At 66.0% G+C, this 24,201-nt stretch carries 27 protein-coding genes; 25 read left to right on the top strand and 2 right to left on the bottom strand.

Translation table 11 applies throughout. The annotated features are described in order from the left end of the window. The first annotated feature begins 173 nt into the window (after positions 1 to 173). From fliL to PCA10_RS19725, 23 genes are all read left to right on the top strand, one after another. Positions 174 to 692: a flagellar basal body-associated protein FliL gene (fliL, locus tag PCA10_RS19835; RefSeq protein WP_016493858.1), complete on the top strand. Its 519-nt coding sequence runs from the start codon at positions 174 to 176 to the stop codon at positions 690 to 692. A 13-nt stretch (positions 693 to 705) separates the two neighbouring features. After that, entirely contained in the window at positions 706 to 1,677 is a 972-nt protein-coding gene (fliM, locus tag PCA10_RS19830) for a flagellar motor switch protein FliM (RefSeq protein WP_016493857.1), read from the top strand. Between the two features lie 42 nt (positions 1,678 to 1,719). Beyond that, a complete protein-coding gene (fliN, locus tag PCA10_RS19825; RefSeq protein WP_016493856.1) occupies positions 1,720 to 2,184 on the top strand; it encodes a flagellar motor switch protein FliN in 465 nt (154 codons plus the stop codon). A 4-nt stretch (positions 2,185 to 2,188) separates the two neighbouring features. Continuing rightward, positions 2,189 to 2,635 carry a flagellar biosynthetic protein FliO gene (gene fliO, locus PCA10_RS19820; protein ID WP_016493855.1) on the top strand — a complete coding sequence of 149 codons (447 nt, stop codon included), beginning with the start codon at positions 2,189 to 2,191 and terminating at the stop codon, positions 2,633 to 2,635. Continuing rightward, complete coding sequence (fliP, locus tag PCA10_RS19815; protein WP_016493854.1) at positions 2,635 to 3,390, top strand: flagellar type III secretion system pore protein FliP; 756 nt, start codon at positions 2,635 to 2,637, stop codon at positions 3,388 to 3,390. The genes fliO and fliP overlap by 1 nt, the downstream gene beginning before the upstream one ends. Positions 3,391 to 3,400: 10 nt before the next feature. After that, positions 3,401 to 3,670, top strand: a complete 270-nt coding sequence (gene fliQ, locus PCA10_RS19810; protein WP_016493853.1) for a flagellar biosynthesis protein FliQ — start codon at positions 3,401 to 3,403, stop codon at positions 3,668 to 3,670. A gap of 2 nt (positions 3,671 to 3,672) precedes the next feature. Further along, a complete protein-coding gene (fliR, locus tag PCA10_RS19805; RefSeq protein WP_016493852.1) occupies positions 3,673 to 4,449 on the top strand; it encodes a flagellar biosynthetic protein FliR in 777 nt (258 codons plus the stop codon). 63 nt (positions 4,450 to 4,512) lie between these two features. Next, positions 4,513 to 5,649: a flagellar biosynthesis protein FlhB gene (gene flhB / locus PCA10_RS19800; protein WP_016493851.1), complete on the top strand. Its 1,137-nt coding sequence runs from the start codon at positions 4,513 to 4,515 to the stop codon at positions 5,647 to 5,649. 307 nt (positions 5,650 to 5,956) lie between these two features. Continuing rightward, positions 5,957 to 8,080: a flagellar biosynthesis protein FlhA gene (gene flhA / locus PCA10_RS19795; protein WP_016493850.1), complete on the top strand. Its 2,124-nt coding sequence runs from the start codon at positions 5,957 to 5,959 to the stop codon at positions 8,078 to 8,080. 15 nt (positions 8,081 to 8,095) lie between these two features. Then, a complete protein-coding gene (gene flhF, locus PCA10_RS19790; protein WP_016493849.1) occupies positions 8,096 to 9,442 on the top strand; it encodes a flagellar biosynthesis protein FlhF in 1,347 nt (448 codons plus the stop codon). Between the two features lie 76 nt (positions 9,443 to 9,518). Beyond that, a complete protein-coding gene (fleN, locus tag PCA10_RS19785; RefSeq protein ID WP_081663982.1) occupies positions 9,519 to 10,352 on the top strand; it encodes a flagellar synthesis regulator FleN in 834 nt (277 codons plus the stop codon). Further along, entirely contained in the window at positions 10,349 to 11,095 is a 747-nt protein-coding gene (gene fliA / locus PCA10_RS19780; protein WP_016493847.1) for an RNA polymerase sigma factor FliA, read from the top strand. Before fleN ends, fliA begins: the two co-directional genes overlap by 4 nt. Before the next feature lie 82 nt (positions 11,096 to 11,177). Then, a complete protein-coding gene (locus PCA10_RS19775; RefSeq protein ID WP_003083073.1) occupies positions 11,178 to 11,552 on the top strand; it encodes a chemotaxis response regulator CheY in 375 nt (124 codons plus the stop codon). Between the two features lie 19 nt (positions 11,553 to 11,571). Further along, positions 11,572 to 12,360: a protein phosphatase CheZ gene (locus tag PCA10_RS19770; protein WP_016493846.1), complete on the top strand. Its 789-nt coding sequence runs from the start codon at positions 11,572 to 11,574 to the stop codon at positions 12,358 to 12,360. A gap of 11 nt (positions 12,361 to 12,371) precedes the next feature. Further along, positions 12,372 to 14,588 (top strand): chemotaxis protein CheA, encoded by a 2,217-nt coding sequence (locus tag PCA10_RS19765; RefSeq protein WP_016493845.1) that lies wholly within the window; start codon positions 12,372 to 12,374, stop codon positions 14,586 to 14,588. A gap of 44 nt (positions 14,589 to 14,632) precedes the next feature. Further along, positions 14,633 to 15,754: a protein-glutamate methylesterase/protein-glutamine glutaminase gene (locus PCA10_RS19760; protein ID WP_016493844.1), complete on the top strand. Its 1,122-nt coding sequence runs from the start codon at positions 14,633 to 14,635 to the stop codon at positions 15,752 to 15,754. Positions 15,755 to 15,770: 16 nt separating this feature from the next. Next, positions 15,771 to 16,511: a flagellar motor protein gene (locus PCA10_RS19755; RefSeq protein WP_016493843.1), complete on the top strand. Its 741-nt coding sequence runs from the start codon at positions 15,771 to 15,773 to the stop codon at positions 16,509 to 16,511. A gap of 10 nt (positions 16,512 to 16,521) precedes the next feature. Then, entirely contained in the window at positions 16,522 to 17,409 is an 888-nt protein-coding gene (gene motD / locus PCA10_RS19750) for a flagellar motor protein MotD (protein WP_016493842.1), read from the top strand. Between the two features lie 48 nt (positions 17,410 to 17,457). Continuing rightward, the gene (locus PCA10_RS19745; protein ID WP_016493841.1) at positions 17,458 to 18,246 is read left to right on the top strand and encodes a ParA family protein; all 789 of its coding nucleotides are present in this window, start codon (positions 17,458 to 17,460) and stop codon (positions 18,244 to 18,246) included. Positions 18,247 to 18,332: 86 nt separating this feature from the next. Further along, the gene (locus PCA10_RS19740; protein ID WP_016493840.1) at positions 18,333 to 19,184 is read left to right on the top strand and encodes a CheW domain-containing protein; all 852 of its coding nucleotides are present in this window, start codon (positions 18,333 to 18,335) and stop codon (positions 19,182 to 19,184) included. A 94-nt stretch (positions 19,185 to 19,278) separates the two neighbouring features. Continuing rightward, the gene (locus PCA10_RS19735) at positions 19,279 to 19,758 is read left to right on the top strand and encodes a chemotaxis protein CheW (RefSeq protein WP_016493839.1); all 480 of its coding nucleotides are present in this window, start codon (positions 19,279 to 19,281) and stop codon (positions 19,756 to 19,758) included. Between the two features lies 1 nt (position 19,759). Then, the gene (locus PCA10_RS19730) at positions 19,760 to 20,170 is read left to right on the top strand and encodes a DUF2802 domain-containing protein (protein ID WP_016493838.1); all 411 of its coding nucleotides are present in this window, start codon (positions 19,760 to 19,762) and stop codon (positions 20,168 to 20,170) included. Positions 20,171 to 20,329: 159 nt separating this feature from the next. Continuing rightward, positions 20,330 to 20,767: a rhodanese-like domain-containing protein gene (locus tag PCA10_RS19725; protein WP_016493837.1), complete on the top strand. Its 438-nt coding sequence runs from the start codon at positions 20,330 to 20,332 to the stop codon at positions 20,765 to 20,767. Here PCA10_RS19725 and PCA10_RS19720 read toward each other — a convergent pair. Beyond that, entirely contained in the window at positions 20,748 to 21,077 is a 330-nt protein-coding gene (locus tag PCA10_RS19720) for an EscU/YscU/HrcU family type III secretion system export apparatus switch protein (protein WP_016493836.1), read from the bottom strand. The two genes, PCA10_RS19725 and PCA10_RS19720, sit on opposite strands and share 20 nt — an antisense overlap. 121 nt (positions 21,078 to 21,198) lie before the next feature. Then, positions 21,199 to 22,737, bottom strand: coding sequence for a flagellar hook-length control protein FliK (fliK, locus tag PCA10_RS19715; RefSeq protein ID WP_016493835.1), 1,539 nt, complete (start codon positions 22,735 to 22,737; stop codon positions 21,199 to 21,201). A gap of 151 nt (positions 22,738 to 22,888) precedes the next feature. Here fliK and ccmA point away from each other — a divergent pair, with 151 nt between their 5' ends. Both ccmA and ccmB read left to right on the top strand, forming a co-directional pair. Continuing rightward, entirely contained in the window at positions 22,889 to 23,524 is a 636-nt protein-coding gene (gene ccmA, locus PCA10_RS19710) for a cytochrome c biogenesis heme-transporting ATPase CcmA (protein WP_016493834.1), read from the top strand. After that, on the top strand, positions 23,521 to 24,192 hold the full coding sequence (ccmB, locus tag PCA10_RS19705; protein ID WP_016493833.1) for a heme exporter protein CcmB: 672 nt from the start codon (positions 23,521 to 23,523) through the stop codon (positions 24,190 to 24,192). Before ccmA ends, ccmB begins: the two co-directional genes overlap by 4 nt. Positions 24,193 to 24,201: the final 9 nt, after the last annotated feature.

Here is a 24,201-nt window from a genome sequence, read left to right as displayed (position 1 = left end):
GCACCGGCGTGCCGGTTTCCCGCAATCCCCCCGTGACAGTCGCCCCCCGACACTGGTATATCCGCTGCCCTGAAGCAGTTGCCTCACGCGCCGGCTGGCCGGCGATCTGGCATAACACTTGCTCATTCCCCTGGAAACGGCGGATTCATCCCGCCCAGTGACGGATTATTGGCATGGCGACGAAACAAGCGAAGGCCCCGGCAGAGGGTGGTGCGGCAGGTGGCAAGAGCAAGCTGAAGCTCATCATCCTCGGCGTGGTCGCGCTATTGCTGGCGATCGGCCTGTCGGTGGGGGCCACCTGGTTCTTCCTCAGTCGCGGCGACAAGGCCGCCGAGCCCGCCAAGGAAGAGGCGAGCGCCGCGCCTACGCGGCAACCGGCCATCTACCAGGACATGGCGCCGGCCTTCGTGGTCAACTTCAACCAGAACGGTCGCCAGCGCTACATGCAGGTGAGCGTGGCGCTGATGGCCCGTGACCAGGCCCAGCTCGACGCGCTCAAGGTGCACATGCCGGTGCTGCGCAACAAGCTGGTCATGCTGTTCTCCGGGCAGAGCTTCGAGAACCTGATCACACCGGTTGGCAAGGAGATGCTGCGCCAGCAGGCCACCGCCACGGTGCAGGAACTGGCCAAGCAGGAGACCGGCGCGATGACCGTCGAGCAAGTGCTCTTCACCAACTTCGTATTGCAGTAGGCAAGGTACGACCATGGCTGTTCAAGACCTGCTGTCCCAGGACGAGATCGACGCGCTGCTGCACGGCGTCGACGACGGCCTGGTGGAAACCGAAACCGATGCCGATCCCACCAGCGTCAAAAGCTATGACCTGACCAGCCAGGACCGCATCGTCCGGGGGCGCATGCCGACCCTGGAAATGATCAACGAGCGTTTCGCCCGCTACACCCGCATCAGCATGTTCAACCTGCTGCGCCGCTCGGCCGATGTGGCGGTGGGCGGCGTGCAGGTGATGAAGTTCGGCGAGTACGTGCATTCGCTCTACGTGCCCACCAGCCTCAACCTGGTGAAGATGAAGCCGCTGCGCGGCACCTCGCTGTTCATCCTCGACGCCAAGCTGGTGTTCAAGCTGGTGGACAACTTCTTCGGCGGTGACGGCCGCCACGCCAAGATCGAGGGCCGCGAGTTCACCCCCACCGAGCTGCGCGTGGTGCGCATGGTGCTGGACCAGGCCTTCGTCGACCTGGCCGAAGCCTGGCACGCGGTGATGGAAGTGAACTTCGAATACATGAACTCGGAAGTGAACCCGGCCCTGGCCAACATCGTCAGCCCCAGCGAAGTGGTGGTGGTGTCCACCTTCCATATCGAGCTGGACGGCGGCGGCGGCGACCTGCACGTCACCATGCCCTATTCGATGATCGAGCCGATCCGCGAGATGCTCGACGCCGGCTTCCAGTCCGACGTCGACGACCAGGACGAGCGCTGGATCAAGGCCCTGCGCGAGGACATCCTCGACGTCAGCGTGCCGGTGGCCGCCACCGTGGTGCGCCGCCAGCTCAAGCTGCGGGACATCCTGCACATGCAGCCGGGGGACGTCATTCCCGTGGAGCTGCCCGAACACATGATCATGCGCGCCAACGGCGTGCCGGCCTTCAAGGCCAAGCTTGGATCGCACAAGGGCAACCTGTCCCTGCAGATCCTCGAACCTATCGAACGCCAGCGCTGATAGCGCGCTGTCCCAGCATTCAGAGCCAGCCGAGGTCAAGCGATGGCAAACGACATGGATACCCCCACCCCCGAAGAACAGGCACTGGCCGATGAATGGGCCGCGGCCCTGTCCGAAGCCGGTGACGCGTCCCAGGACGACATCGACGCCCTGATGAACCAGGGCGCCGCCGCGCCGAGTTCGCCACGGGCGCCCATGGAAGAATTCGGCAGCATGCCCAAGGCCACCGGCCCGGTGACCCTGGACGGTCCCAACCTGGATGTGATCCTCGACATCCCGGTGTCCATCTCCATGGAAGTGGGCAATACCGACATCACCATCCGCAACCTGCTGCAGCTCAACCAGGGTTCGGTGATCGAGCTCGACCGCCTGGCCGGCGAGCCGCTGGATGTGCTGGTCAACGGCACCCTGATCGCCCACGGCGAAGTGGTGGTGGTGAACGAGAAGTTCGGTATCCGGCTGACCGATGTGATCAGTCCGAGCGAACGCATCAAGAAGCTGCGCTGAGACCATGCGCCGTCTTCTCTTCGCGGGGCTGCTCCTGCTGCCCCTGGGCGGCTTCGCCGCCGAACCCGCCGCGACCACTGTCACCCCTGCGCCGGCTGCCCTAGCCAGCCAGGCCGGCAGCGGCATGGCCGCGCAACTGGGCCAGCTGGGCATCGGCCTGTTGCTGGTGGTGGGGCTGATCTTCCTGCTCGCCTGGCTGATGCGTCGCGTCCAGCAGCTCGGCCCCCGTGGCGGCCAGGTGATCAAGCTGGTGGCGACCCAGGCCCTCGGCCCCCGTGATCGGCTGGTGCTGGTGCAGGTGGGTGGCGAGCAGATCCTCCTGGGGATCAGCGCCGGGCGCATCGCGCCGCTGCACGTGCTGAAAGAGCCGGTGCCCACGGGCGAGGCCCAGTCCGCCAGCCCGGAATTCGCCCAACGCCTGATGGAACTGCTCGGCAAGGACAAGCATTGATGCCCCTGCACCGCCTCCTCATCGCGCTGCTGCTGGTACTGGCCGCGCCGCTCGCCCTTGGCGCCGACAATCCGCTGTCGGTGCCGGCCATCACCCTGTCCACCAACCCCGAAGGCCAGCAGGAATACTCGGTAAGCCTGCAGATCCTGCTGATCATGACGGCGCTGAGTTTCATCCCGGCGTTCGTCATGCTGATGACCAGCTTCACCCGGATCATCATCGTCTTCTCCATCCTGCGTCAGGCCCTGGGCCTGCAGCAGACGCCGTCGAACCAGATACTCGTCGGCCTGGCGCTGTTCCTGACGATGTTCATCATGGCCCCGGTGTTCGACCGGGTGAACCGCGACGCCCTGCAGCCCTACCTGAACGAGCAGCTGAGCGCCCCGGACGCCCTGGCCAAGGCCGAGGTGCCGATCAAGGACTTCATGCTGGCGCAGACCCGCGCCAGCGACCTCGAGCTGTTCATGCGCCTGTCCAAGCGCACCGACATCGCTAGCCCCGATGCCGCGCCGCTGACCATCCTGGTTCCGGCCTTCGTCACCTCCGAATTGAAGACGGCGTTCCAGATCGGCTTCATGATCTTCATCCCCTTCCTGATCATCGACCTGGTGGTGGCCAGTGTGCTCATGGCCATGGGCATGATGATGCTCTCGCCGCTGATCATTTCCCTGCCGTTCAAGATCATGCTGTTCGTCCTGGTGGATGGCTGGGCGCTGGTCATCGGCACCCTCGCCAGTAGTTTCGGCGGCGTCTAGGAGGCTCGCGATGACCCCTGAAATAGCCGTCGACCTGTTCCGCGAGGCGCTCTGGCTGACCTGCATCATCGTCGGCATCCTGGTGGTGCCGAGCCTGGTGGTGGGCCTGATCGTGGCCATGTTCCAGGCCGCCACCCAGATCAACGAACAGACCCTGAGCTTCCTGCCGCGCCTGTTGGTGATGCTGGTCACCCTGATCTGGGCCGGCCCCTGGCTGACCCGCCAGCTGATGGAGTACATCCAGACGCTCTACCAGAACATCCCCTTGCTGATCGGCTGACCATGCTCGAGCTCAGCGATGCGCAGATAGGTGGATGGGTCGGCAGCTTCATGCTGCCGCTGTTCCGTATCGCCGCGCTGCTGATGACCATGCCGATCATCGGCACCCAGCTGGTACCGGTGCGGGTGCGGCTCTACCTGGCCCTGGCGATCGCCGTGGTGCTGGTGCCGACGCTGCCGCCCATGCCCCAGGTGGACGCCCTCGACCTGCGCAGCATCATGCTGGTGGGCGAACAGGTGCTGGTGGGGGCCTTGCTCGGCTTCGTGCTGCAGCTGTTCTTCCATGCCTTCGTGGTGGCCGGGCAGATCATCTCCATGCAGATGGGCCTGGGCTTCGCCGCCATGGTCGACCCCACCAACGGCGTGTCCGTGCCGGTGCTCGGCCAGTTCTACCTGATGCTGGTGACCCTGCTGTTCCTCGCCATGAACGGCCACCTGGTGGTGTTCGAGGTGCTCGCCGAGAGCTTCGTCACCCTGCCGGTGGGCGGCGGCCTGCTGACCAACCACCACTGGGAAGTGGCCGGCAAGCTCGGTTGGGTCATGGGCGCGGGCCTGTTGCTGGCGCTGCCGGCGATCACCGCACTGCTGGTGGTCAACATCGCCTTCGGCGTGATGACCCGCGCGGCGCCGCAGCTGAACATCTTCTCCATCGGCTTCCCGCTGACCCTGGCCCTCGGCATGGTGATCGTCTGGATCGGCATGGCCGACATCCTCGCCCAGTACCAGGTGCTGGCCAGCGACGCCCTGCAGTTGCTGCGGGAAATGGCGAGGGCGCGATGAGCGATCTTTTGACGATTTCCCGGCAACGGGCAACTCCACCGACGGCAACGCAGGTAGTTTTCCATGGCGGAAAGTGAGAGCGGGGCGGACAAGAGCGAGGAACCCACAGGGAAACGGATGCAGGAGGCCCGCGAGAAGGGCCAGATCGCCCGTTCCCGCGAGCTCAACACCCTCGTCGTGACCCTGGCTGGCGCCGGCGGCGTGCTGGCCACCGGCGGTGGCGTGGCCGACATGATGATGAAGATGATGCGCTCCAACTTCTCCCTCTCTCGGGAGGTGCTGATGGACGAGCGCAGCATGGGCATCTGGCTGCTGCTGTCGGGCAAGATGGCGCTGGATGCCGTCATGCCGTTGCTGATCACCCTGCTGGTGGTGTCCATCGCAGGTCCCATCTCCCTCGGAGGCTGGCTGTTCTCCACCGAGGCGCTGATGCCCAAGTTCAGCCGGATGAACCCGTTGTCCGGGCTCAAGCGCATGTTCTCCCTGCACTCCCTGGCCGAACTGCTCAAGGCCCTGGCCAAGTTCGCGCTGATCCTGATGGTGGCCCTGGCGGTGCTCAACTCCGACCGCGACGACCTCTTGGCGATCGGCCACGAGCCCCTGGAAATGGCCATCCTGCACAGCGTCCAGGTGGTGGGCTGGAGCGCGGTCTGGCTGGCCTGCGGGCTGATCCTGATCGCCGCGGTCGACGTGCCCTTCCAGCTCTGGGACAACAAGCAGAAGCTGATGATGACCAAGCAGGAGGTGCGCGACGAATACAAGGATTCCGAGGGCAAGCCCGAGGTCAAGTCGCGCATCCGCCGCCTGCAGCGGGAGATGGCCGAGCGCCGCATGATGGCCGCCGTGCCCGAGGCCGACGTGGTCATCACCAACCCGACCCACTTCGCCGTGGCGCTGAAATACGACGCCGAGAAGGGCGGCGCGCCCATGCTGCTGGCCAAGGGCAATGACTTCACCGCCCTGAAGATTCGCGAGATCGCCCAGGAGAACAAGGTGACGGTGCTGGAATCGCCAGCCCTGGCGCGGGCGGTCTACTACTCCACCGAGCTGGACCAGGAAATCCCCGCCGGCCTCTACCTGGCCGTGGCCCAGGTGCTGGCCTACGTCTACCAGCTCAAGCAGTTCCGCGCCGGCCGCGGCAAGCGCCCGACACCGCTCAACGACCTGCCGATCCCGGCGGACCTGCGCCGGGACGAATAACCGCGGGTGAGGTCACCTTGTAGGGGCGAATTCATTCGCCACGGGCAGCTCAGCTCGTAGGATGGGTCGGGCGGCGTTCCGCGAGCTTGCGATACCCATCAATCATGTCCGCATGGGTATCGCTCCGCTCAACCCATCCTACGTGGCCTTCCCCGGATCTCATCCGGAATCCCTCTCCACTTCTCGCAAAATCAATCTCTTAACGAAGTTGGAAGGCTTCTTGCACAAGGGAAGTCAGGACGCCTGTTGGCGTCAAAAGATTGGATGCGCGGAGCGGAATTCCGCGGAAAGGGGTAGGGGAGTAGCAGTGGATCGTACGCAACTGATCGGCAATGTCCGCAACAACCTGGTGGGCATGGGTCGTGGCAACCTCGGGGTGCCGCTGCTGGTACTGGTGATGCTGGGCATGATGACCCTGCCGGTGCCGCCGTTCCTGCTCGATGTGTTCTTCACCTTCAACATCGCCCTGTCGATCGTGGTGCTGCTGGTCAGCGTCTACGCCCTGCGTCCCCTGGATTTCGCCGTCTTCCCCACCATCCTGTTGGTGGCCACCCTGCTGCGCCTGGCGCTCAACGTGGCCTCCACCCGTGTGGTGCTGCTCCACGGTCAGGACGGCCACGACGCCGCGGGCAAGGTGATCCAGGCCTTCGGCGATGTGGTGGTGGGTGGCAACTACGTGGTCGGTGCGGTGGTCTTCGCGATCCTGATGATCATCAACTTCGTGGTGGTCACCAAGGGTGCCGGGCGTATCTCCGAAGTGAGCGCGCGGTTCACCCTGGATGCCATGCCCGGCAAGCAGATGGCCATCGACGCCGACCTCAACGCCGGTCTGATCGACCAGGCCGAGGCCAAGAAGCGCCGTAGCGAAGTGTCCCAGGAAGCCGACTTCTACGGCTCCATGGACGGTGCCAGCAAGTTCGTCCGTGGTGACGCCATCGCCGGCCTGCTGATCCTCTTCATCAACCTCATCGGCGGCATGGCCATCGGCATGCTGCAGCACGGCCTGAGCTTCGGCGACGCCGGCCGCATCTACTCCCTGCTGACCATCGGCGACGGCCTGGTGGCGCAGGTTCCCTCGCTGCTGCTGTCCACCGCCGCGGCGATCATGGTGACCCGCGTGTCCTCTTCCGAGGACATGGGTCAGCAGGTCAACCGGCAGATGTTCGCCTCGCCCAAGGCCCTGGCGGTGTCCGCCGCCATCCTCATCGCCATGGGCCTGGTGCCGGGCATGCCCCATGTGCCCTTCGTCGGCCTCGGCCTGGTGGCCGCAGGCGGCGCCTGGTTGATCTGGAAGAAGCAGACGCGCGTCAAGGAAGAGGCGGTGCAGGAGGAGAAGCGCCAGCAGGAGCTGCTGCCCGCCCAGCGCGCCCAGGAAACCAAGGAGCTGGGCTGGGACGACGTGACCCCGGTGGACCTGGTGGGCCTGGAAGTGGGCTATCGGCTGATTCCGCTGGTGGACCGCAACCAGGGCGGCCAGTTGCTGGCGCGGATCAAGGGCGTGCGCAAGAAGCTGTCCCAGGAGATGGGCTTCCTGATGCCCTCGGTGCATATCCGCGACAACCTCGACCTGCTGCCCAACGCCTACCGCCTGACCCTGATGGGCGTCAGCGTGGCCGAGGCGGAGGTCTACCCGGACCGCGAGCTGGCCATCAACCCCGGCCAGGTGTTCGGCACCCTCAACGGCGTGGCCGCCAAGGATCCGGCGTTCGGCCTGGAAGCGGTGTGGATCGACGCCAGCCAGCGCGACCAGGCCCAATCCCTCGGCTACACGGTGGTGGACGCCAGCACCGTGGTCGCCACCCATCTCAACCAGGTCCTGCACAAGCACGCCCACGAGCTGCTCGGCCACGAAGAAGTCCAGCAGTTGATGCAGAACCTCGCCAAGAGCTCGCCGCGCCTGGCCGAAGAGCTGGTGCCCGGCATGGTGTCGCTGTCGACCCTGCTCAAGGTCCTCCAGGCGCTGCTGCAGGAACAGGTGCCGGTGCGCGACATCCGCACCATCGCCGAAGCCATCGCCAACCTAGCGCCCAAGAGTCAAGATCCCGCCGCGCTGGTGGCGGCGGTGCGCGTCTCGCTATCCCGCGCAATCGTGCAAAGCATTGTGGGACTAGAGCCGGAGCTGCCCGTGATCACTCTGGAGCCCAGGTTGGAACAGATATTGCTCAATAGCCTGCAGAAGGCCGGACAGGGTTCGGAAGATGGCGTTCTTCTGGAACCCGGGATGGCCGAAAAGTTGCAACGCTCCCTGGTAGAGGCGGCGCAGCGTCAGGAAATGCTCGGCAAGCAGGCGATCCTGCTGGTGGCCGGACCGATCCGGGCAATGATGTCGCGCTTCGCAAGGCTCGCCGTGCCCACCATGCACGTACTGGCCTACCAGGAAATACCGGACAACAAGCAGGTCACCATAGTCGCGACTGTGGGCCAGAACTAACCGAGGGCAAGGACCATGCAGGTCAAACGCTTCTTCGCCGCCGATATGCGTCAAGCCATGAAGCTGGTGCGTGATGAACTGGGCGCGGATGCCGCCATCATCGGCAATCGTCGGGTCGCCGGCGGTGTCGAGCTGACCGCGGCGCTGGACTACCCGCTGCCGGCCCCGGCACCGAGCAAGCCCAACCCGGCCCTCGAAGCCGAGCTGCGCAAGACCCAGGCGCGCATCGCCGAAGCCCAGGCCGAGCTGACCACCCGTGCCATGGCCGATGCCGGCAAGGACCGTCAATTGTTCGCCGGGGAGTCGCTGACCGCCATCGAGTCCGAGCTGCCCGAGTCGGCGCTGTCCGCCGCCATGAGTCGCCCGCGTCCGGCGCCGCGTCCGCTGGAAGCGGTGAGCACGCGGCCGCCGGTGGTCGAGCAAGCCGCCCTGGACGCCATGCGTTTCGAGCTGAGCGGCCTGCGTGAACTGATCGAAGTGCAACTGGGGTCCATCGCCTGGGGCCAGATGCAAAGCCGTCGCCCGCAGCAGGCCAACCTCTGGCGCCGCTTGCAGCGCATGGGTCTGTCGGCCGAGCTGGGCCGCGCCCTGCTGGACAAGGTGGCCAAGGTCAACGAACCGCGCCAGGCCTGGCGCATGCTGCTGGCGCACCTGGCCCACGCCATCCGCACGCCGAAGATCGAGCCGCTGGAAGAGGGCGGTGTGATCGCCCTGGTCGGTCCGGCCGGCATGGGCAAGACCACCACGCTGGCCAAGCTGGCCGCCCGCTACGTGCTTAAGTACGGCGCCCAGGGCGTCGCCCTGGTGAGCATGGACAGTTTCCGCATCGGCGCCCAGGAACAGATCAAGACCCTCGGCCGCATCCTCGGCGTACCGGTGACCCTGGTGGACCCGGGCCAGTCCCTGACCCAGGCCCTGGCGCCGCTGATGCGCAAGCGCGTGGTGCTGATCGATACCGCCGGTCTGCCGGTCAACGATCCGGCCCTCACCCTGCAGCTGGAAGCGCTGGCAAGCCGGTCGATAAACGCGAAGAATTACCTGGTCATGGCCGCTACCAGCCAGAGCCAGGTGCTCAAGGCCGCCTATCACAGCTACAAACGCTGCGGCCTGGTGGGTTGCGTCATTACCAAGGCGGACGAAGCGGCCAGTCTGGGCGAGGTTTTGGGGCTGGCTATCGGCCAGCATCTCCCGGTAGCCTATCTCGCCGATGGACCGCGAATCCCGGATGATCTGCAGGTTCCGCGCAGCCACCAGCTGGTGAGCCGTGCGGTGAGCCTCCAGGCACCGGAGGATCCAAGTGAAGAAGCCATGGCTGACCTGTTCGCCGGGCTCTACCAGAATCCGGCGCGGCGCGCCGGTTGAAGAATCGTTAGCCGCCCCCGAGGGGGCGGTGCTGGACAGCCAAGTGGCCCAGTCGACCTAAGGCAAGGTATTTGAAATGGGTAGTATGCATCCCGTACAGGTGATCGCGGTGACCGGCGGCAAGGGTGGCGTCGGCAAGACCAACGTGTCGGTGAACCTTTCGCTGGCACTGGCCGAGCTGGGTCGTCGCGTCATGTTGTTGGACGCCGACCTGGGACTCGCCAACGTCGACGTCCTGCTCGGCCTCACCGCCAAGCGCACCCTGGCCGATGTGATCAATGGCGAATGCGACCTGCGCGACGTGCTGTTGCAGGGGCCGGGTGGCATTCGCATCGTCCCGGCCGCCTCCGGCACGCAGAGCATGGTGCAGCTCTCGCCCATGCAGCACGCCGGCCTGATCCAGGCCTTCAGCGACATCAGCGACAATCTCGACGTGCTGGTGATCGACACCGCCGCCGGTATCGGCGATTCGGTGGTCAGCTTCGTCCGCGCCGCCCAGGAAGTCATCGTGGTGGTCTGCGACGAGCCGACCTCGATCACCGACGCCTACGCGCTGATCAAGCTGCTCAACCGCGACTACGGCATGAATCGCTTCCGCGTGCTGGCCAACATGGCCCACAGCCCGCAGGAAGGACGCAACCTGTTCGCCAAGCTGACCAAGGTCACCGACCGCTTCCTCGACGTCGCCCTGCAGTATGTCGGCGCGGTGCCCTACGACGAATCGGTGCGCAAGGCCGTGCAGAAGCAACGCGCGGTCTATGAAGCCTTCCCGCGCTCGAAGTGCTCGCTGGCGTTCAAGGCGATCGCACAGAAGGTCGACAGCTGGCCGCTGCCGGCCAATCCGCGTGGTCACCTGGAGTTCTTCGTCGAGCGGCTGGTCAGACAGCCCTCCGCGGAACACCCTGTATGACACCCGCCACGGGGCTGCGTATGTACGGCAAGGCACAGGCAAGGGATTCGCAACATCAACTGATCGAGCGCTACGCGCCCCTGGTCAAGCGCATCGCCTATCACCTGCTCGCGCGCCTGCCGGCCAGCGTGCAGGTGGAAGACCTGATGCAGTCCGGGATGATCGGCCTGCTCGAAGCCTCGAAGAAATACGACGGCAGCAAGGGCGCGAGTTTCGAAACCTACGCCGGTATCCGCATTCGCGGGGCCATGCTCGACGAGGTCCGCAAGGGCGACTGGGCACCCCGTTCGGTGCACCGCAACACCCGCATGGTGAGCGACGCGATCCGGGTAATTGAAGCCAGAACGGGACGCGACGCTAAAGATCAGGAAGTTGCTGCCGAACTTGGATTGAGTCTCGAAGACTACTACGGCATCCTGAGCGACACCTTGGGCAGCCGCCTGTTCAGCTTCGACGACCTGTTGCAGGACGGCGAGCAGGGCGGCGTGCACGAGGACGCCGGTGTCACTCCTTTCTCACCTTCCCAAGATCTGGAAGAAGAACGCTTCCAGGCCGCGCTGGCGGATGCCATCGCGAACCTGCCGGAGCGTGAGCGCCTGGTGCTGGCGCTGTACTACGACGAAGAATTGAACCTGAAGGAAATCGGTGAAGTGCTGGGGGTCAGCGAATCGCGAGTCAGCCAGTTGCATAGCCAGTGCGCGGCCCGTCTGCGCGCGCGGCTCTGTGAATGGCGCGCGCGCTGAACGCACACCGCTTCCAGATTTGAACGGCGCTCCCGGCAAGAGGGGCGTTTGAGACTGTACGGAGGTCGACTTGGACAAGAACATGAAAATCCTCATCGTGGATGATTTCTCGACGATGAGACGCATCATCAAGAACCTCTTGCGCGATTTGGGATTCACCAATACCGCTGAAGCCGACGATGGCACCACGGCCCTGCCGATGCTGCACAGCGGCAACTTCGACTTCCTCGTGACCGACTGGAACATGCCCGGCATGACCGGCATCGACCTGCTGCGCGCCGTGCGTGCCGACGAGCGCCTGAAGCACCTGCCGGTGCTGATGGTGACCGCCGAAGCCAAGCGCGACCAGATCATCGAAGCGGCCCAGGCCGGCGTGAACGGCTATGTGGTCAAGCCCTTTACCGCCCAGGTCCTGAAAGAAAAAATCGAGAAGATCTTCGAGCGGGTCAACGGCTGATGTCAGCCGCGAGGGCACCATGGACCAGAACGAACACCTGCTGGGAGACTTCGAGTCGACCCTGAAAGTCCGTGCGCGGGAACTGGTGGATAGCCTTGAGAAAGGCAATTTCACCGATGCCGTGCAACTCATCCACGAACTCAACCAAGTCCGCGACCGTGGCCTGTACCAGGAAGTAGGCAGGCTCACCCGTGAGCTGCACAACGCCATCGTCAACTTCCAGATCGACCCGCACCTGCCCCACGCCCAGGAGATGTCGCAGATCGCCGACGCGACCGACCGGCTGTCCTACGTGGTGCAGATGACCGAGAAGGCCGCCAACCGCACCATGGACCTGGTGGAGGAAAGCGCGCCGCTGCTCAACGGCCTGAGCGACGAAGCCCAGCAATTGGGCGAGGAGTGGGGGCGCTTCATGCGCCGGGAAATCGGCGCGGATGGTTTCCGTGACCTGGCCCGTCGCGTCGAGCAATTCCTCTCCCGCAGCCAGCGCGACACCGATGCGCTGTCGGGCAAGCTCAACGACATCCTGCTCGCCCAGGATTACCAGGACCTCACCGGCCAGGTGATCAAGCGCGTGACCCAACTGGTCACCGAAGTGGAAAGCAACCTGGTGAAACTGGTGCTCATGGCCAGCCAGGTGGACCGTTACGCGGGCATCGAGCACGACCACGCGGCGCTGCGCGCCGAGCTGGAACAACAAAAAAGTCCTTCCAGGGGTGAAGGTCCGCAGATCCATGCCGATATACGGGAAGACGTGGTGTCCGGACAGGACGACGTCGACGATCTGCTATCCAGCCTTGGTTTCTAGGGAGCGCTCATATGAGCTTCGACGCCGATGAAGAAATCCTCCAGGACTTCCTGGTAGAGGCCGGCGAGATTTTGGAGCAATTGTCCGAGCAGCTGGTCGAGCTGGAAAGCCGCCCGGACGATATGGACCTGCTCAACGCGATCTTCCGTGGTTTCCATACCGTCAAGGGCGGCGCTGGTTTCCTCCAGCTCAACGCCCTGGTCGAGTGCTGCCACATCGCTGAAAACGTCTTCGACATCCTGCGCAAGGGCGAACGCCGCGTGGATGCCGAGCTGATGGACGTGGTGCTGCAGGCGCTGGACACGGTCAACGAGATGTTCCGCGAAGTGCGCGAACGCAGCGAACCGACTCCCGCTACCCCGGAGCTGCTGGCCGCCCTGGCGCGCCTGGCCGAACCGGGTGGCGCCGAGCCGGCCCCCGCGGCGCCCGCACCGGTAGTCGAAGCACCCGCGCCGGTGGCGGCCTCGGCCGATATCACCGACAGCGAGTTCGAACAGTTGCTCGATGCCCTGGCCGACAACGCCAGCGCTGAAGCAGAAGCGCCGGCGACCGCCGACGACGAAATCACCGACGATGAATTCGAAGCGCTGCTGGACCAGCTGCACGGCAAGGGCAAGTCCGTTGCCGCCGTGGAGCCGGAGGCCGCGATAGCCGTCCATGCTCCGGCCGTGGCCCTGGCCACCGCTGGCGGCGGCGACGAGATCTCCGACGACGAGTTCGAGGACCTGCTCGACCAGCTGCACGGCAAGGGCAAGTTCAACGGCGCCGCCGAGCCTGTCGCCAGTGCCCCGGTCGCTGCCCCGGCACCCGTTGCCGACAGCGGCGAAAACATCACCGACGACGAATTCGAAGCGCTGCTCGACCAGTTGCATGGCAAGGGCAAGTTCTCGGCTCCGGCTGAAGAACCCGCCGCCCAGCCGGTGCCTGCCGCCGCGCCCGCCGTCAGCCGTGCGGTCGCCCCGGCAGCGGTCGCCAAGCCCGCCGCCAAGGCCGAGCCCGCGCCGCGCCAGGCAGCGCCCGCCGCCAGCAATGGTGCCGCCGGCCCGGCCGCCGTCAGCGAAACCGAGACCACCGTGCGGGTCGATACCGCGCGCCTGGACGAGATCATGAACATGGTCGGCGAGCTGGTGCTGGTGCGTAACCGCCTGGTGCGCCTGGGGACCAACAGCGGCGACGAGGCCATGGCCAAGGCCGTGTCCAACCTCGACGTGGTGACCGCCGACCTGCAGACCGCGGTGATGAAGACGCGGATGCAGCCGATCAAGAAAGTCTTCGGCCGCTTCCCGCGCCTGGTCCGCGACCTGGCGCGCAACCTGAAGAAGGAAATCAACCTCGAGCTGGTGGGCGAGGAAACCGACCTCGACAAGAACCTGGTCGAGGCGTTGGCCGACCCGTTGGTGCACCTGGTGCGCAACGCCGTCGACCACGGCATCGAGTCGCCCGAGGAGCGCGAGGCCGCCGGCAAGCAGCGTACCGGCCGCGTGGTGCTCTCGGCTGAACAGGAAGGCGACCACATCCTCCTGATGATCACCGACGACGGCAAGGGCATGGACGCAGCCGTGCTGCGCGCCAAGGCGGTGGAGAAGGGCCTGCTGGACAAGGATGCCGCCGACCGCCTGACCGAGCTGGAGTGCTACAACCTGATCTTCGCCCCGGGTTTCTCGACCAAGTCTGAGATTTCCGACGTGTCCGGCCGTGGTGTCGGCATGGACGTGGTGAAGACCAAGATCTCCCAGCTCAACGGCACGGTGAACGTGTTCTCGCAGAAGGGCCAGGGTTCGAAGATCGTCATCAAGGTCCCGCTGACCCTGGCGATCATGCCGACCCTGATGGTGATGCTGGGCAATCAGGCCTTCGCCTTCCCGCTGGTGAACGTCAACGAGATCTTCCACCTCGACCTGTCCCGCACCAATGTGGTGGACGGCCAGGAAGTGGTGATCGTCCGCGACAAGGCCCTGCCGTTGTTCTACCTCAAGCGCTGGCTGGTGCAGAGCGCGGCGGTGGAAGAGCAGGGCGAGGGCCATGTGGTGATCCTCTCCGTGGGCACCCAGCGCATCGGCTTCGTGGTCGACCAGCTGGTGGGCCAGGAAGAGGTGGTGATCAAGCCCCTGGGCAAGATGCTGCAGGGTACGCCGGGCATGTCCGGCGCCACCATCACCGGCGACGGCCGTATCGCGCTGATCCTCGACGTGCCGAGCATGCTCAAGCATTACGCACGCCGTGGTTGATCTGGGGCGGCCAGCGATGGCCGCCCGCTAGGAGCTTTATTCTTATGGCAGTCAAGGTTCTGGTGGTGGATGACTCCGGGTTCTTCCGCCGCCGCGTCTCGGAAATCCTTTCCTCCGACCCCAATATCCAGGTGGTGGGCACCGCCACCAATGGCCGCGAAGCCATCGACCAGGCGCTGGCGCTCAAGCCCGACGTCATCACCATGGACTACGAGATGCCGATGATGGACGGCATCACCTCGGTGCGGCACATCATGCAGCGCTGCCCGACCCCGGTCCTGATGTTCTCCTCGCTGACCCACGAAGGCGCCCGCGTCACCCTCGACGCCCTGGACGCCGGCGCGGTGGATTTCCTGCCGAAGAATTTCGAGGACATCTCCCGTACCCCGGAGAAGGTCAAGCAGCTGCTCTGCGAGAAGGTCCACAGCATCGCCCGCAGCAATCGCCGCTACAGCAGTATCAGCAGCCCGTCCCATGCGGCACCGGCACCGGCACCGGCGCCGGCCGCCAGCAGCAGCGTGCCGGCGCGCGCGCTGCACACGCCGGCGCAGCCGAGCCACGCCGCCCCGGCGGCCCCGGCCGGTTCCGCCGCCCCAAAGCGTAAGGCCTACCGGCTGGTGGCGATCGGCACCTCCACCGGCGGGCCGGTTGCCCTGCAACGCGTGCTCACCCAGCTGCCGGCCAACTTCCCGGCGCCGCTGGTGCTGATCCAGCACATGCCGGCGGCCTTCACCAAGGCCTTCGCCGAACGCCTGGACAAGCTCTGCCGGATTTCCGTCAAGGAAGCCGAGGACGGCGACGTGCTGCGTCCCGGCCTGGCCCTGCTGGCCCCCGGCGGCAAGCAGATGATGGTCGACGCCCGTGGCGTGGTGCGCATCCTCCCCGGCGACGAACGCCTGAACTACAAGCCTTGCGTGGACATCACCTTCGGTTCGGCGGCCAAGTCGTACAACGACAAGGTCCTGGCCGTGGTGCTCACCGGCATGGGCGCGGACGGCCGCGAAGGCGCGCGCCTGCTCAAGCAGGGCGGCAGCCAGGTCTGGGCCCAGGACGAGGCCAGCTGCGTGATCTACGGCATGCCCATGGCCGTGGTGAAGGCCAACCTGGCCGACGCGGTCTACGGCCTGGACGACATCGGCAAGCACCTGGTCGAGGCCTGCATGTAATGGAGAACACCAGGTAATGGATGTACTTAGCCTGATCGGGGTAATCCTGGCCTTCGTCGCCATCATCGGCGGCAATTACCTCGAAGGCGGCCACGCCGCGGCCCTGCTCAACGGGCCGGCGGCGCTCATCGTCCTGGGCGGTACCCTGGGCGCGGCATTCCTGCAGACGCCCATGAGCATCTTCAAGCGCAGCCTGGGGATCTTCCGCTGGATCCTGTTCCCGCCGCAGATCGACCTCGCCGGCGGTATCAATCGCGTGGTGAACTGGAGCATGGCGGCGCGCAAGGAAGGCCTGCTCGGCCTGGAGCCGGTGGCCGACAGCGAGCCCGATCCGTTCGCCCGCAAGGGCCTGCAACTGCTGGTGGACGGCGCCGAGCCGGAATCCATCCGCAGCATCCTCGAAGTCGACCTGTTCACCCAGGAAGGCCGCGACCTCGCGGCCGCCAAGGTGTTCGAGAGCATGGGCGGCTATGCGCCCACCATCGGCATCATCGGCGCCGTCATGGGCCTGATCCACGTCATGGGCAACCTGGCCGATCCCAGCCAGCTGGGCGGCGGCATAGCCGTGGCCTTCGTCGCCACCATCTACGGCGTGGGCCTGGCCAACCTGTTGCTGCTGCCCATCGGTGCCAAGCTCAAGTCCATCGCCCTGCGCCAGTCGCGCTACCGCGAGATGCTGCTGGAAGGCATCCTCTCCATCGCCGAAGGCGAGAACCCGCGTTCCATCGAACTCAAGCTGCAAGGCTTCATGGATTGAGGAAGGGGCCATGGCGCGCAGACGGCATCAGGAAGAGCACGAGAATCACGAACGCTGGCTGGTGTCCTACGCGGACTTCATCACGCTGCTGTTCGCCTTCTTCGTGGTGATGTATTCCATCTCCTCGATCAACGAGGGCAAGTACAAGATCCTCTCGGAAACCCTGGTGGGCGTGTTCAACCAGCCGGACCGCTCAATCAAGCCGATCCCCGTGGGCGAAGAGAAGCCGCGCACCGCCGAACCGGACCGTGCCATGGTGGAGGAGAGCGAGCGCACCCAGACGTCCATCGACGATCCGGGCGCCGACCCGCTGCAGGAAATCGCCCAGAGCGTGCGCGATGCCTTCGGCGACCTGATCAGCTCCGAGCAACTGAACGTGCGCGGCAACGAGCTCTGGGTGGAGATCGAGATGAACTCCAGCCTGCTGTTCCCCAGTGGCGACGCCATTCCCAACGACGCCGCCTTCAACCTGATCGAGAAGATCGCCAGGATTCTGGCGCCCTATGGCAACCCGGTGCATGTCGAAGGTTTCACCGACAACCTGCCCATCGCCACCAGCCAGTTCCCGTCCAACTGGGAGCTGTCCACGGCGCGAGCGGCCAGCATCGTCAGGATGCTGGCCATGGACGGCGTTGCGCCGAACCGCTTGGCTGCCGTGGGCTACGGTGAGTTCCAGCCGGTGGCCGATAACGCCACCGCCGAAGGGCGTTCGCGCAATCGCCGAGTGGTGCTGGTGATCTCCCGCAACCTCGACGTACGCCGCAGCGTGAGCGGCGTCGGCAGTGCCAACGCCAAGCCGGACGCCGCGATGCAGAGGGCTGGCACGCAACCTGCACCAGCAGCACCAGCACAGGCCCCTGCCACGGGTGCCGTCAATTCCCCGTCGCCTGGCCAGTAGGGCAGGCGAAGAGTCTCGGTGCGTCAGGCAGCCGGGAGGATGAAGAAGATGAGAGTCTGGGCAGTAGCCAATCAAAAGGGTGGAGTCGGCAAGACCACCACCTCCATCGCCCTCGCCGGGCTGCTGGCCGATGCCGGCAAGCGCGTGGTGGTGGTCGACCTCGACCCCCATGGGTCGATGACCAGTTACTTCGGGCATGACCCGGACACCCTGGAGCACAGCTGCTTCGATCTGTTCCTCAAGCAGGGCAGCGTGCCCGAGGGACTGCCGCGTGAGCTGTTGCTGCAGACCAGCCACGAACGGATTTCCCTGCTGCCCTCGAGCACCGCGCTGGCCACCCTGGAGCGCCAGTCGCCCGGGCAGAACGGCCTTGGCCTGGTGATCGCCAAGAGCCTGGCGCAACTCTGGCAGCAGTTCGACCACGCCATCATCGACAGCCCGCCGCTGCTCGGCGTGCTGATGGTCAACGCCCTGGCCGCCAGCCACCAGCTGGTGATCCCGGTGCAGACCGAGTTCCTCGCGGTGAAGGGCCTGGAACGCATGGTCAGCACCCTGAGCATGGTCAACCGTTCGCGCAAGCAGGCGTTGCCCTACACCATCGTGCCGACCCTGTTCGACCGTCGGACCCAGGCGTCGCTCAACACCCTCAAGGTGCTGCGCAACAATTACCCCGAGCATCTTTGGCAGGCCTACATCCCGGTGGATACCCGCCTGCGCGATGCCAGCCGGGCCGGTGTCACGCCGTCCCAGTACGACGGCAACAGCCGGGGCGTGATCGCCTACCGGGCGCTGCTCAAGCATCTGCTCAGCCAGCAACTGGCCACCCAGGTGGCCTGAGTGCACAGCAACGCCGACCGTTGGGGCTCAAGTGAAGGGCGCCGCCTGCCGATAGGCTATACAGATCAATCCCGTGGGTTCCCAACATGAGTCGTCCCCTCGCCACAGCCACCGCTACCCGCCCGCAACTGGCCCTGCAGTCCTACCTGGACTCGCTGTTGCACGAGGCATCGGTCGAGCTGGCCGAAAGCATCAGCCGGGAAGAGTTCGAAGCCGCGGTGCTGGAAGAGCAGGTCCGCGATGCGCGTCTGACCCATGTGCTCGCCGAAGCCCCGCTGCTGGTGCTGCCCGAGATCGAGCCGCTGCTGGTGATCGAGCCGGAACCTGAACCGGAGGTGCTGCTCCAGCCGCAACTGCTGGCCCCGCTGCCACCGGTAGCCGAACCCGTGCAGGCCCGTGTCGAGGCCCTGGTGGAGCTCAGCGCGCCGAGCGCCCAGCCGGTGGAATTGCCGGGTCTCAACGCCGAAGGCCGTCCGGCCTGGGGCGAGGAACCCTTCGAGTGCCTGCTGTTCGACGTCGCCGGCCTCACCCTGGCGGTGCCCCTGGTGTCCCTCGGCTCCATCTACCCGCTGGCCGGGCAGGAGCTGACGCCGCTGTTCGGGCAGCCCGACTGGTTCCTCGGCATACTGCCGTGCCAGGCCGGCAACCTGAAGGTGCTGGATACCGCGCGCTGGGTGATGCCCGAGCGCTACCGCGACGACTTCCGCGAGGGCCTGCAATACGTGATTTCCGTGCAGGGCTACGAGTGGGGGCTGGCGGTGCACCAGGTCAGCCGCTCCATCCGCCTGGACCCGAACGAAATCAAATGGCGCAGCCAGCGTAGCCAAAGGCCCTGGTTGGCCGGTACCGTGATCGAGCACATGTGCGCGCTGCTGGATGTCTCGGCGCTGGCCGAGCTGATCGCCAGCGGCGCCATCAAGCACATGTCACTGAATTGAGGGGGAGGTTCCGTGCCGTACGGAACCCCATGAACAAAACAGCGGGACGAACCCGCGAATGCCGCCCCGGGTGGCTCAAGAGAGGCTAGGGAACATGAAGAAATCGTCTGCTCAAGGTGCCGAAGATCCCATCCTGCAGTGGGTGACTTTCCGCCTGGACAACGAAACCTACGGCATCAACGTGATGCAGGTGCAGGAAGTCCTGCGCTACACCGAGATCGCGCCGGTGCCGGGGGCGCCGAGCTACGTGCTGGGCATCATCAACCTGCGCGGCAACGTGGTGACCGTGATCGATACCCGCCAGCGCTTCGGCCTCGGCCCGGCGCCGGTGACCGACAACACCCGCATCGTCATCATCGAGGCGGACAAGCAGGTGGTGGGTATCCTGGTCGATAGCGTCGCCGAGGTGGTGTACCTGCGCCAGTCGGAGATCGAAACCGCGCCCAACGTCGGCAACGACGAGTCCGCCAAGTTCATCCAGGGCGTCTGCAACAAGAACGGCGAACTGCTGATCCTCGTCGAGCTGGACAAGATGATGAGCGAGGAAGAGTGGTCGGAGCTGGAGAGCATCTGAGTTGATCTGGATCGCACTGCTCGCCGGGGCCCTGGCCCTGGCGTGCACAGTCCTTGGTGTCGTCTGCTACCGGCTGGCCGAGCGCCTGCGCCAGGAAGTGGCGGCCCAGGCCGCGCGCGACGCGGTGCGGGACCAGAAGATCAAGGAGCTCGGCCGGCGCCTCGAAGCCTACCTGGAAGGCAGCGTGCGCATGGGCGAGGAGCTCCACGAGCTGCGCCGCGTGGTGGCGCCGCTGCCGGACAAGCTGAGCCAGCTCGAACAGCGCGACCCGGCCAGCCTGTCCTTCACCCAGGCCGCGCGCCTGGCGAACCTGGGCGCCAGCGTCGATGACCTGACCCACTCCTGCGGCCTGACCAAGGCCGAGGCCGAGCTGGTGAGCAGGTTGCAGCAGGCCCGCAAGGGCCAGGAATGAGTCACCCCGGCGAATTACCCCTGCTCGTATGCCTGAAAACCGGCGGCTTAGCTCCGTCGGTTCTTAAGCCGGGGCCAACCTGGTGTTTTCGTTCCAATTCCCAGCCACCTGCCTGACCTAAGCTGAAATTCCGGGGCTTCTCTCCGGGGAGGTTCAGCGATGCGTCTACTTCCACTCCTGTTTTTCTGCCTGGTGCCGCTGTTGCACGCCCAGGAAGCCCCACTGGAAGTAAAGGGCGCGATGACGGTCAACGTGCTGCAGGCCCGCTACCTGTACGAGCGCGGGGCGATCTTCATCGATGTACGGCCAACGCGCGAATGGACCTGGGGGCATATCCACGGCGCCCTGCACCTGGAGCTGCTGGATCGCTTCCAGGACCTGGAACAACCCCATTGGCCCCGGCAGATACCCCTGGTGATCTATTGCGACAGCGACGTCTGCCCCCATGGCGCCCAGGCGGTGCGGATGGCGGTGGGCTGGGGCTATCGGCAGGTGTTCTACTTCCGCGAAGGCTACTTCGCCTGGCAACTGCAGGACTTCCCCCAGGGCAAGGGGCTGCAGGGCGAGCGTCTGGTGCTCAATCTGCCGGACCGCTGAGCAGCGGCAGGGGAGGGCTGACGTCGCGCTCGGCATCCGGGTCGAAGCCAGCCGGGCATTTCCCCTTGAGGTGCCAGGCGAAGGCGATGATCTCGGCGATGGTTCGGTAGAGCGCTTCGGGAATCGCGTCGCCCAGTTCCAGGCGCGCCAGCAGGCGCACCAGTTCGGCGTTCTCGTAGATCGGCACCTCGTACTCGCGGGCGATGGCGAGGATGGTCTCGGCCAGCTCGTCGTCGCCCTTGGCGGTCAGGCTGGGGGCGCTGGCGCCATCGTAGGAGAGGGCGATGGCCTGACGTGGCTTTTTACTCATTCCGGGGTCCTGGCGAAGGTGCAGCGCGAAGGCAAGCGAGCCGCGACGAGACAGTACGAGTAGTACGGGGAGGAGCGGAGAGCGCAGCCGACAAAGCTGCGCCGATGCAAGGGCCCTGGAATCATGCGGTCTCGTCCACCCAGCGCTGTTCCAGTGTGGTGCGTGCCCCTTGGGGCGGGCGGCCCTGGCGGCAGGCCAGTTCGCCCACGGTAAGCCCGGCCGCCAACAGGCGGTCGCGCAGGTTCGGCAGCTCACGGTCGATCAGGTCGGCGGTGCCGGCGCGTTCCGCCCACAGCTGGCTGGACAGGCTGCCCAAGGCCAGCTGGGCCTGGACCTGCAACGGGCCGAGTGGCTCCAGGTCGAAGGCCAGTTCCACGCGCCAGATGCTCTCCTTGCGTTCGTTCTTCTCCTGGCGCCCGTCCTGCTCCTGCTGCAGCTTGATCTGCAGGGGGACGATGTCCTGCTGGTTGCGCATGGGCACTTCCAGTTGCCAGGTGGTCAGCAGGTTGCCGTCCGGGGTCACCTGGGTCTGGGCCAGGCTCGACAACTGGTGGGTCTGCAGCCGCGAGACGGCTGCGGCGGCAAGTTTGAGCAGGGTTTCCAGGTCGCCTTCTTCCTCGGCCGTCTGCGCCAGGCGTGACGGCAGGGGGAAGCTCAGCGCCTGCTGGCGGGCGTTGGCCTGGCCAAGGGCGCCCAGGGCGCTGCGAATGAAGGCTGGCAGGGCCTGGGCCATGGCGTTACTGGTGCCGGTGGAGGGCAGCGCGCCGGGCGTCGGCAGGGCCGGCAGCAACTGGGCCACCAGGCGCAGCAGGTTGGCCTTGAGGTCCTGGGGCAGGGCAGCGGTCTGCCCCGCGAGCAGCCGCGATTCCAGCAGGGCGCCGCTGTTCTCCAGGGCCGCGGCCAGCACCTTGGGGTCGCCCAACTGGCGGATGTCGGGAAGTGCGCCGAGGAGCTTGTCCATGGCGGTCTTCAGGCCTTCCGGCACGCCGTCGCGGTTGACGTTCTGCACGGCGCCCACCAGCGCGTCGAGCGAGCCCTGGCGGCTCTGCTGGCCGGCCAGCTGCTGGGTTAGCGCGAGTTGGTCGAGCTGCGTCGCGAGCGGCAGGAACTGCAGCATCTGGCTGCCCTGGACCTGGGCGCTGAGCAGGCTGCCGATGGCCAGCGGACGCGGGCTTTCGATGCTCAGCTGGCTGCCCGCCAGGGGGGTGTTGAGCAGATTGACCAGCACCTTGTACACCGCCGCCTGGGCCTTGCCCTGGGCGGCCAGTTCACTGGCGACCACCTTGCCCTGGACCAGGCTGCCCACGGGCAGCAGGTTGAGGTCGAGGCTGCCGAGGGCCCGCTCGCCGCCCTTGAGGGCCATGAGCAGGCGGGTATCGGAGAGCGCGGTGATGTTGAGCAGGCTGCCCTGGACCAGGGGGCGCGGGCTGCTGGCTTCCAGAGTGGTCTGAGTGCCGTTGCCGAGGGTCAGCTTGAGCAGGACCTGGAAGCTCTGGGCGGTTTCCTTGAGCGCGATGACTTCAGCGTCGGCGCTTTCGCCGGCGGCCAGCAGCCCGTCCAGCGGTTGCAGCAGTTTGAGGGCCGTATCCACCGAGTTCTGCATCGGACGGACGGTGGGCTGGCTCGGGGGCAAGGGGCGCGCGCCGCTGATTTCGGTCATGAAGGGGTAACAACCTGTTGAAAAAGCCCGCTTCGGGGGTGGGGTCTGGCATGTATAATGCCGCCCCGTCCGGGCCGGCCGCGAGCTTTGGAGTTCTCCAGTATAGCGGCCGGCACCCCCCTGACTTGAATACACCCCGGGTACCCATGCCGTGACCAGTCCCTATCTCGAGACCGTGGCCCTCGCCTGCGAGCGGGATTGGCGCCTGCTGTTCGAGCGGCTGGACCTGCAGCTGTCCCATGGCGAGATGCTCCAGGTCAGCGGCCCCAACGGTAGCGGCAAGACCAGCCTGCTGCGCCTGCTCTGCGGCCTGATGCAGCCCACGGCCGGCGAAGTGCGCCTGAACGGCAAGACCCTGGCCAGCCAACGCAGCGAACTGGCGCGCAACCTCCTGTGGATCGGCCATGCGGCCGGCATCAAGGGCCTGCTCACCCCCGAGGAGAACCTGCGCTGGCTCTGCGCCCTGCACCAGCCCGCCGAGCGCGACGCCATCTGGAACGCGCTGGAGGCCGTCGGCCTGCGTGGTTTCGAAGATGTGCCCTGCCACACCCTGTCCGCCGGCCAGCAGCGCCGTGTCGCCCTGGCACGCCTGTACCTGGCCGCACCGCCGCTGTGGATACTCGACGAACCCTTCACCGCCCTCGACAAGCAGGGCGTGGCCCAGCTCGAAGCGCACCTGGCGCGGCATTGCGAGCAGGGCGGCCTGGTGGCGTTCACCACCCACCACAGCATGGGCCAGGTGCCCAGCGGTTATCGCGAACTCGACCTGGGGCAGCGTCACCCATGAGTAACGTCTTCACCCTGCTGGTCGCCCGCGAAGCCCGCCTGCTGGTACGCCGTCCGGCGGAATTGGCCAATCCCCTGGTGTTCTTCGCCATAGTGATCGCATTGTTCCCCCTGGCCGTCGGCCCCGAGACGCAATTGTTGCAAAGCCTTTCCCCTGGCCTGGTCTGGGTGGCGGCGCTGTTGGCCGTGCTGCTCTCGCTGGACGGGCTTTTCCGCAGTGATTTCGAGGACGGCTCCCTGGAACAGTGGGTCGTTTCGCCGCACCCCCTGCCGCTTCTGGTCCTGGCCAAGGTGCTGGCACACTGGCTCTTTTCCGGATTGGCCCTGGTGTTGCTGGCGCCGCTGCTGGCGCTGATGCTCGGCCTGCCGGCACGCTGCCTGCCGGTGCTGCTGCTCTCGCTGCTGCTCGGCACCCCGGTGCTGAGCCTGCTGGGCGCCGTAGGCGCGGCCCTGACCGTGGGGCTCAAGCGTGGCGGCCTGCTCCTGGCGCTGCTGATCCTGCCGCTGTACATCCCGGTGCTGATCCTCGGCAGCGGAGCGTTGCAAGCGGCCCTGCAAGGATTGCCGACCGTCGGCCACCTGTTGTGGCTGGCGAGCCTCACCGCCCTGGCGGTGACCCTGACACCCTTTGCCATAGCCGCCGGCCTGACCATCAGCGTCGGCGAATAAGAAACAGAG

Origin of the sequence: Pseudomonas resinovorans NBRC 106553 (assembly GCF_000412695.1) — a bacterium.
Lineage (GTDB): Bacteria > Pseudomonadota > Gammaproteobacteria > Pseudomonadales > Pseudomonadaceae > Metapseudomonas > Metapseudomonas resinovorans_A.
Note: the sequence above shows the minus strand (reverse complement) of the source record. Positions and strands in the feature narration are given on the sequence as shown.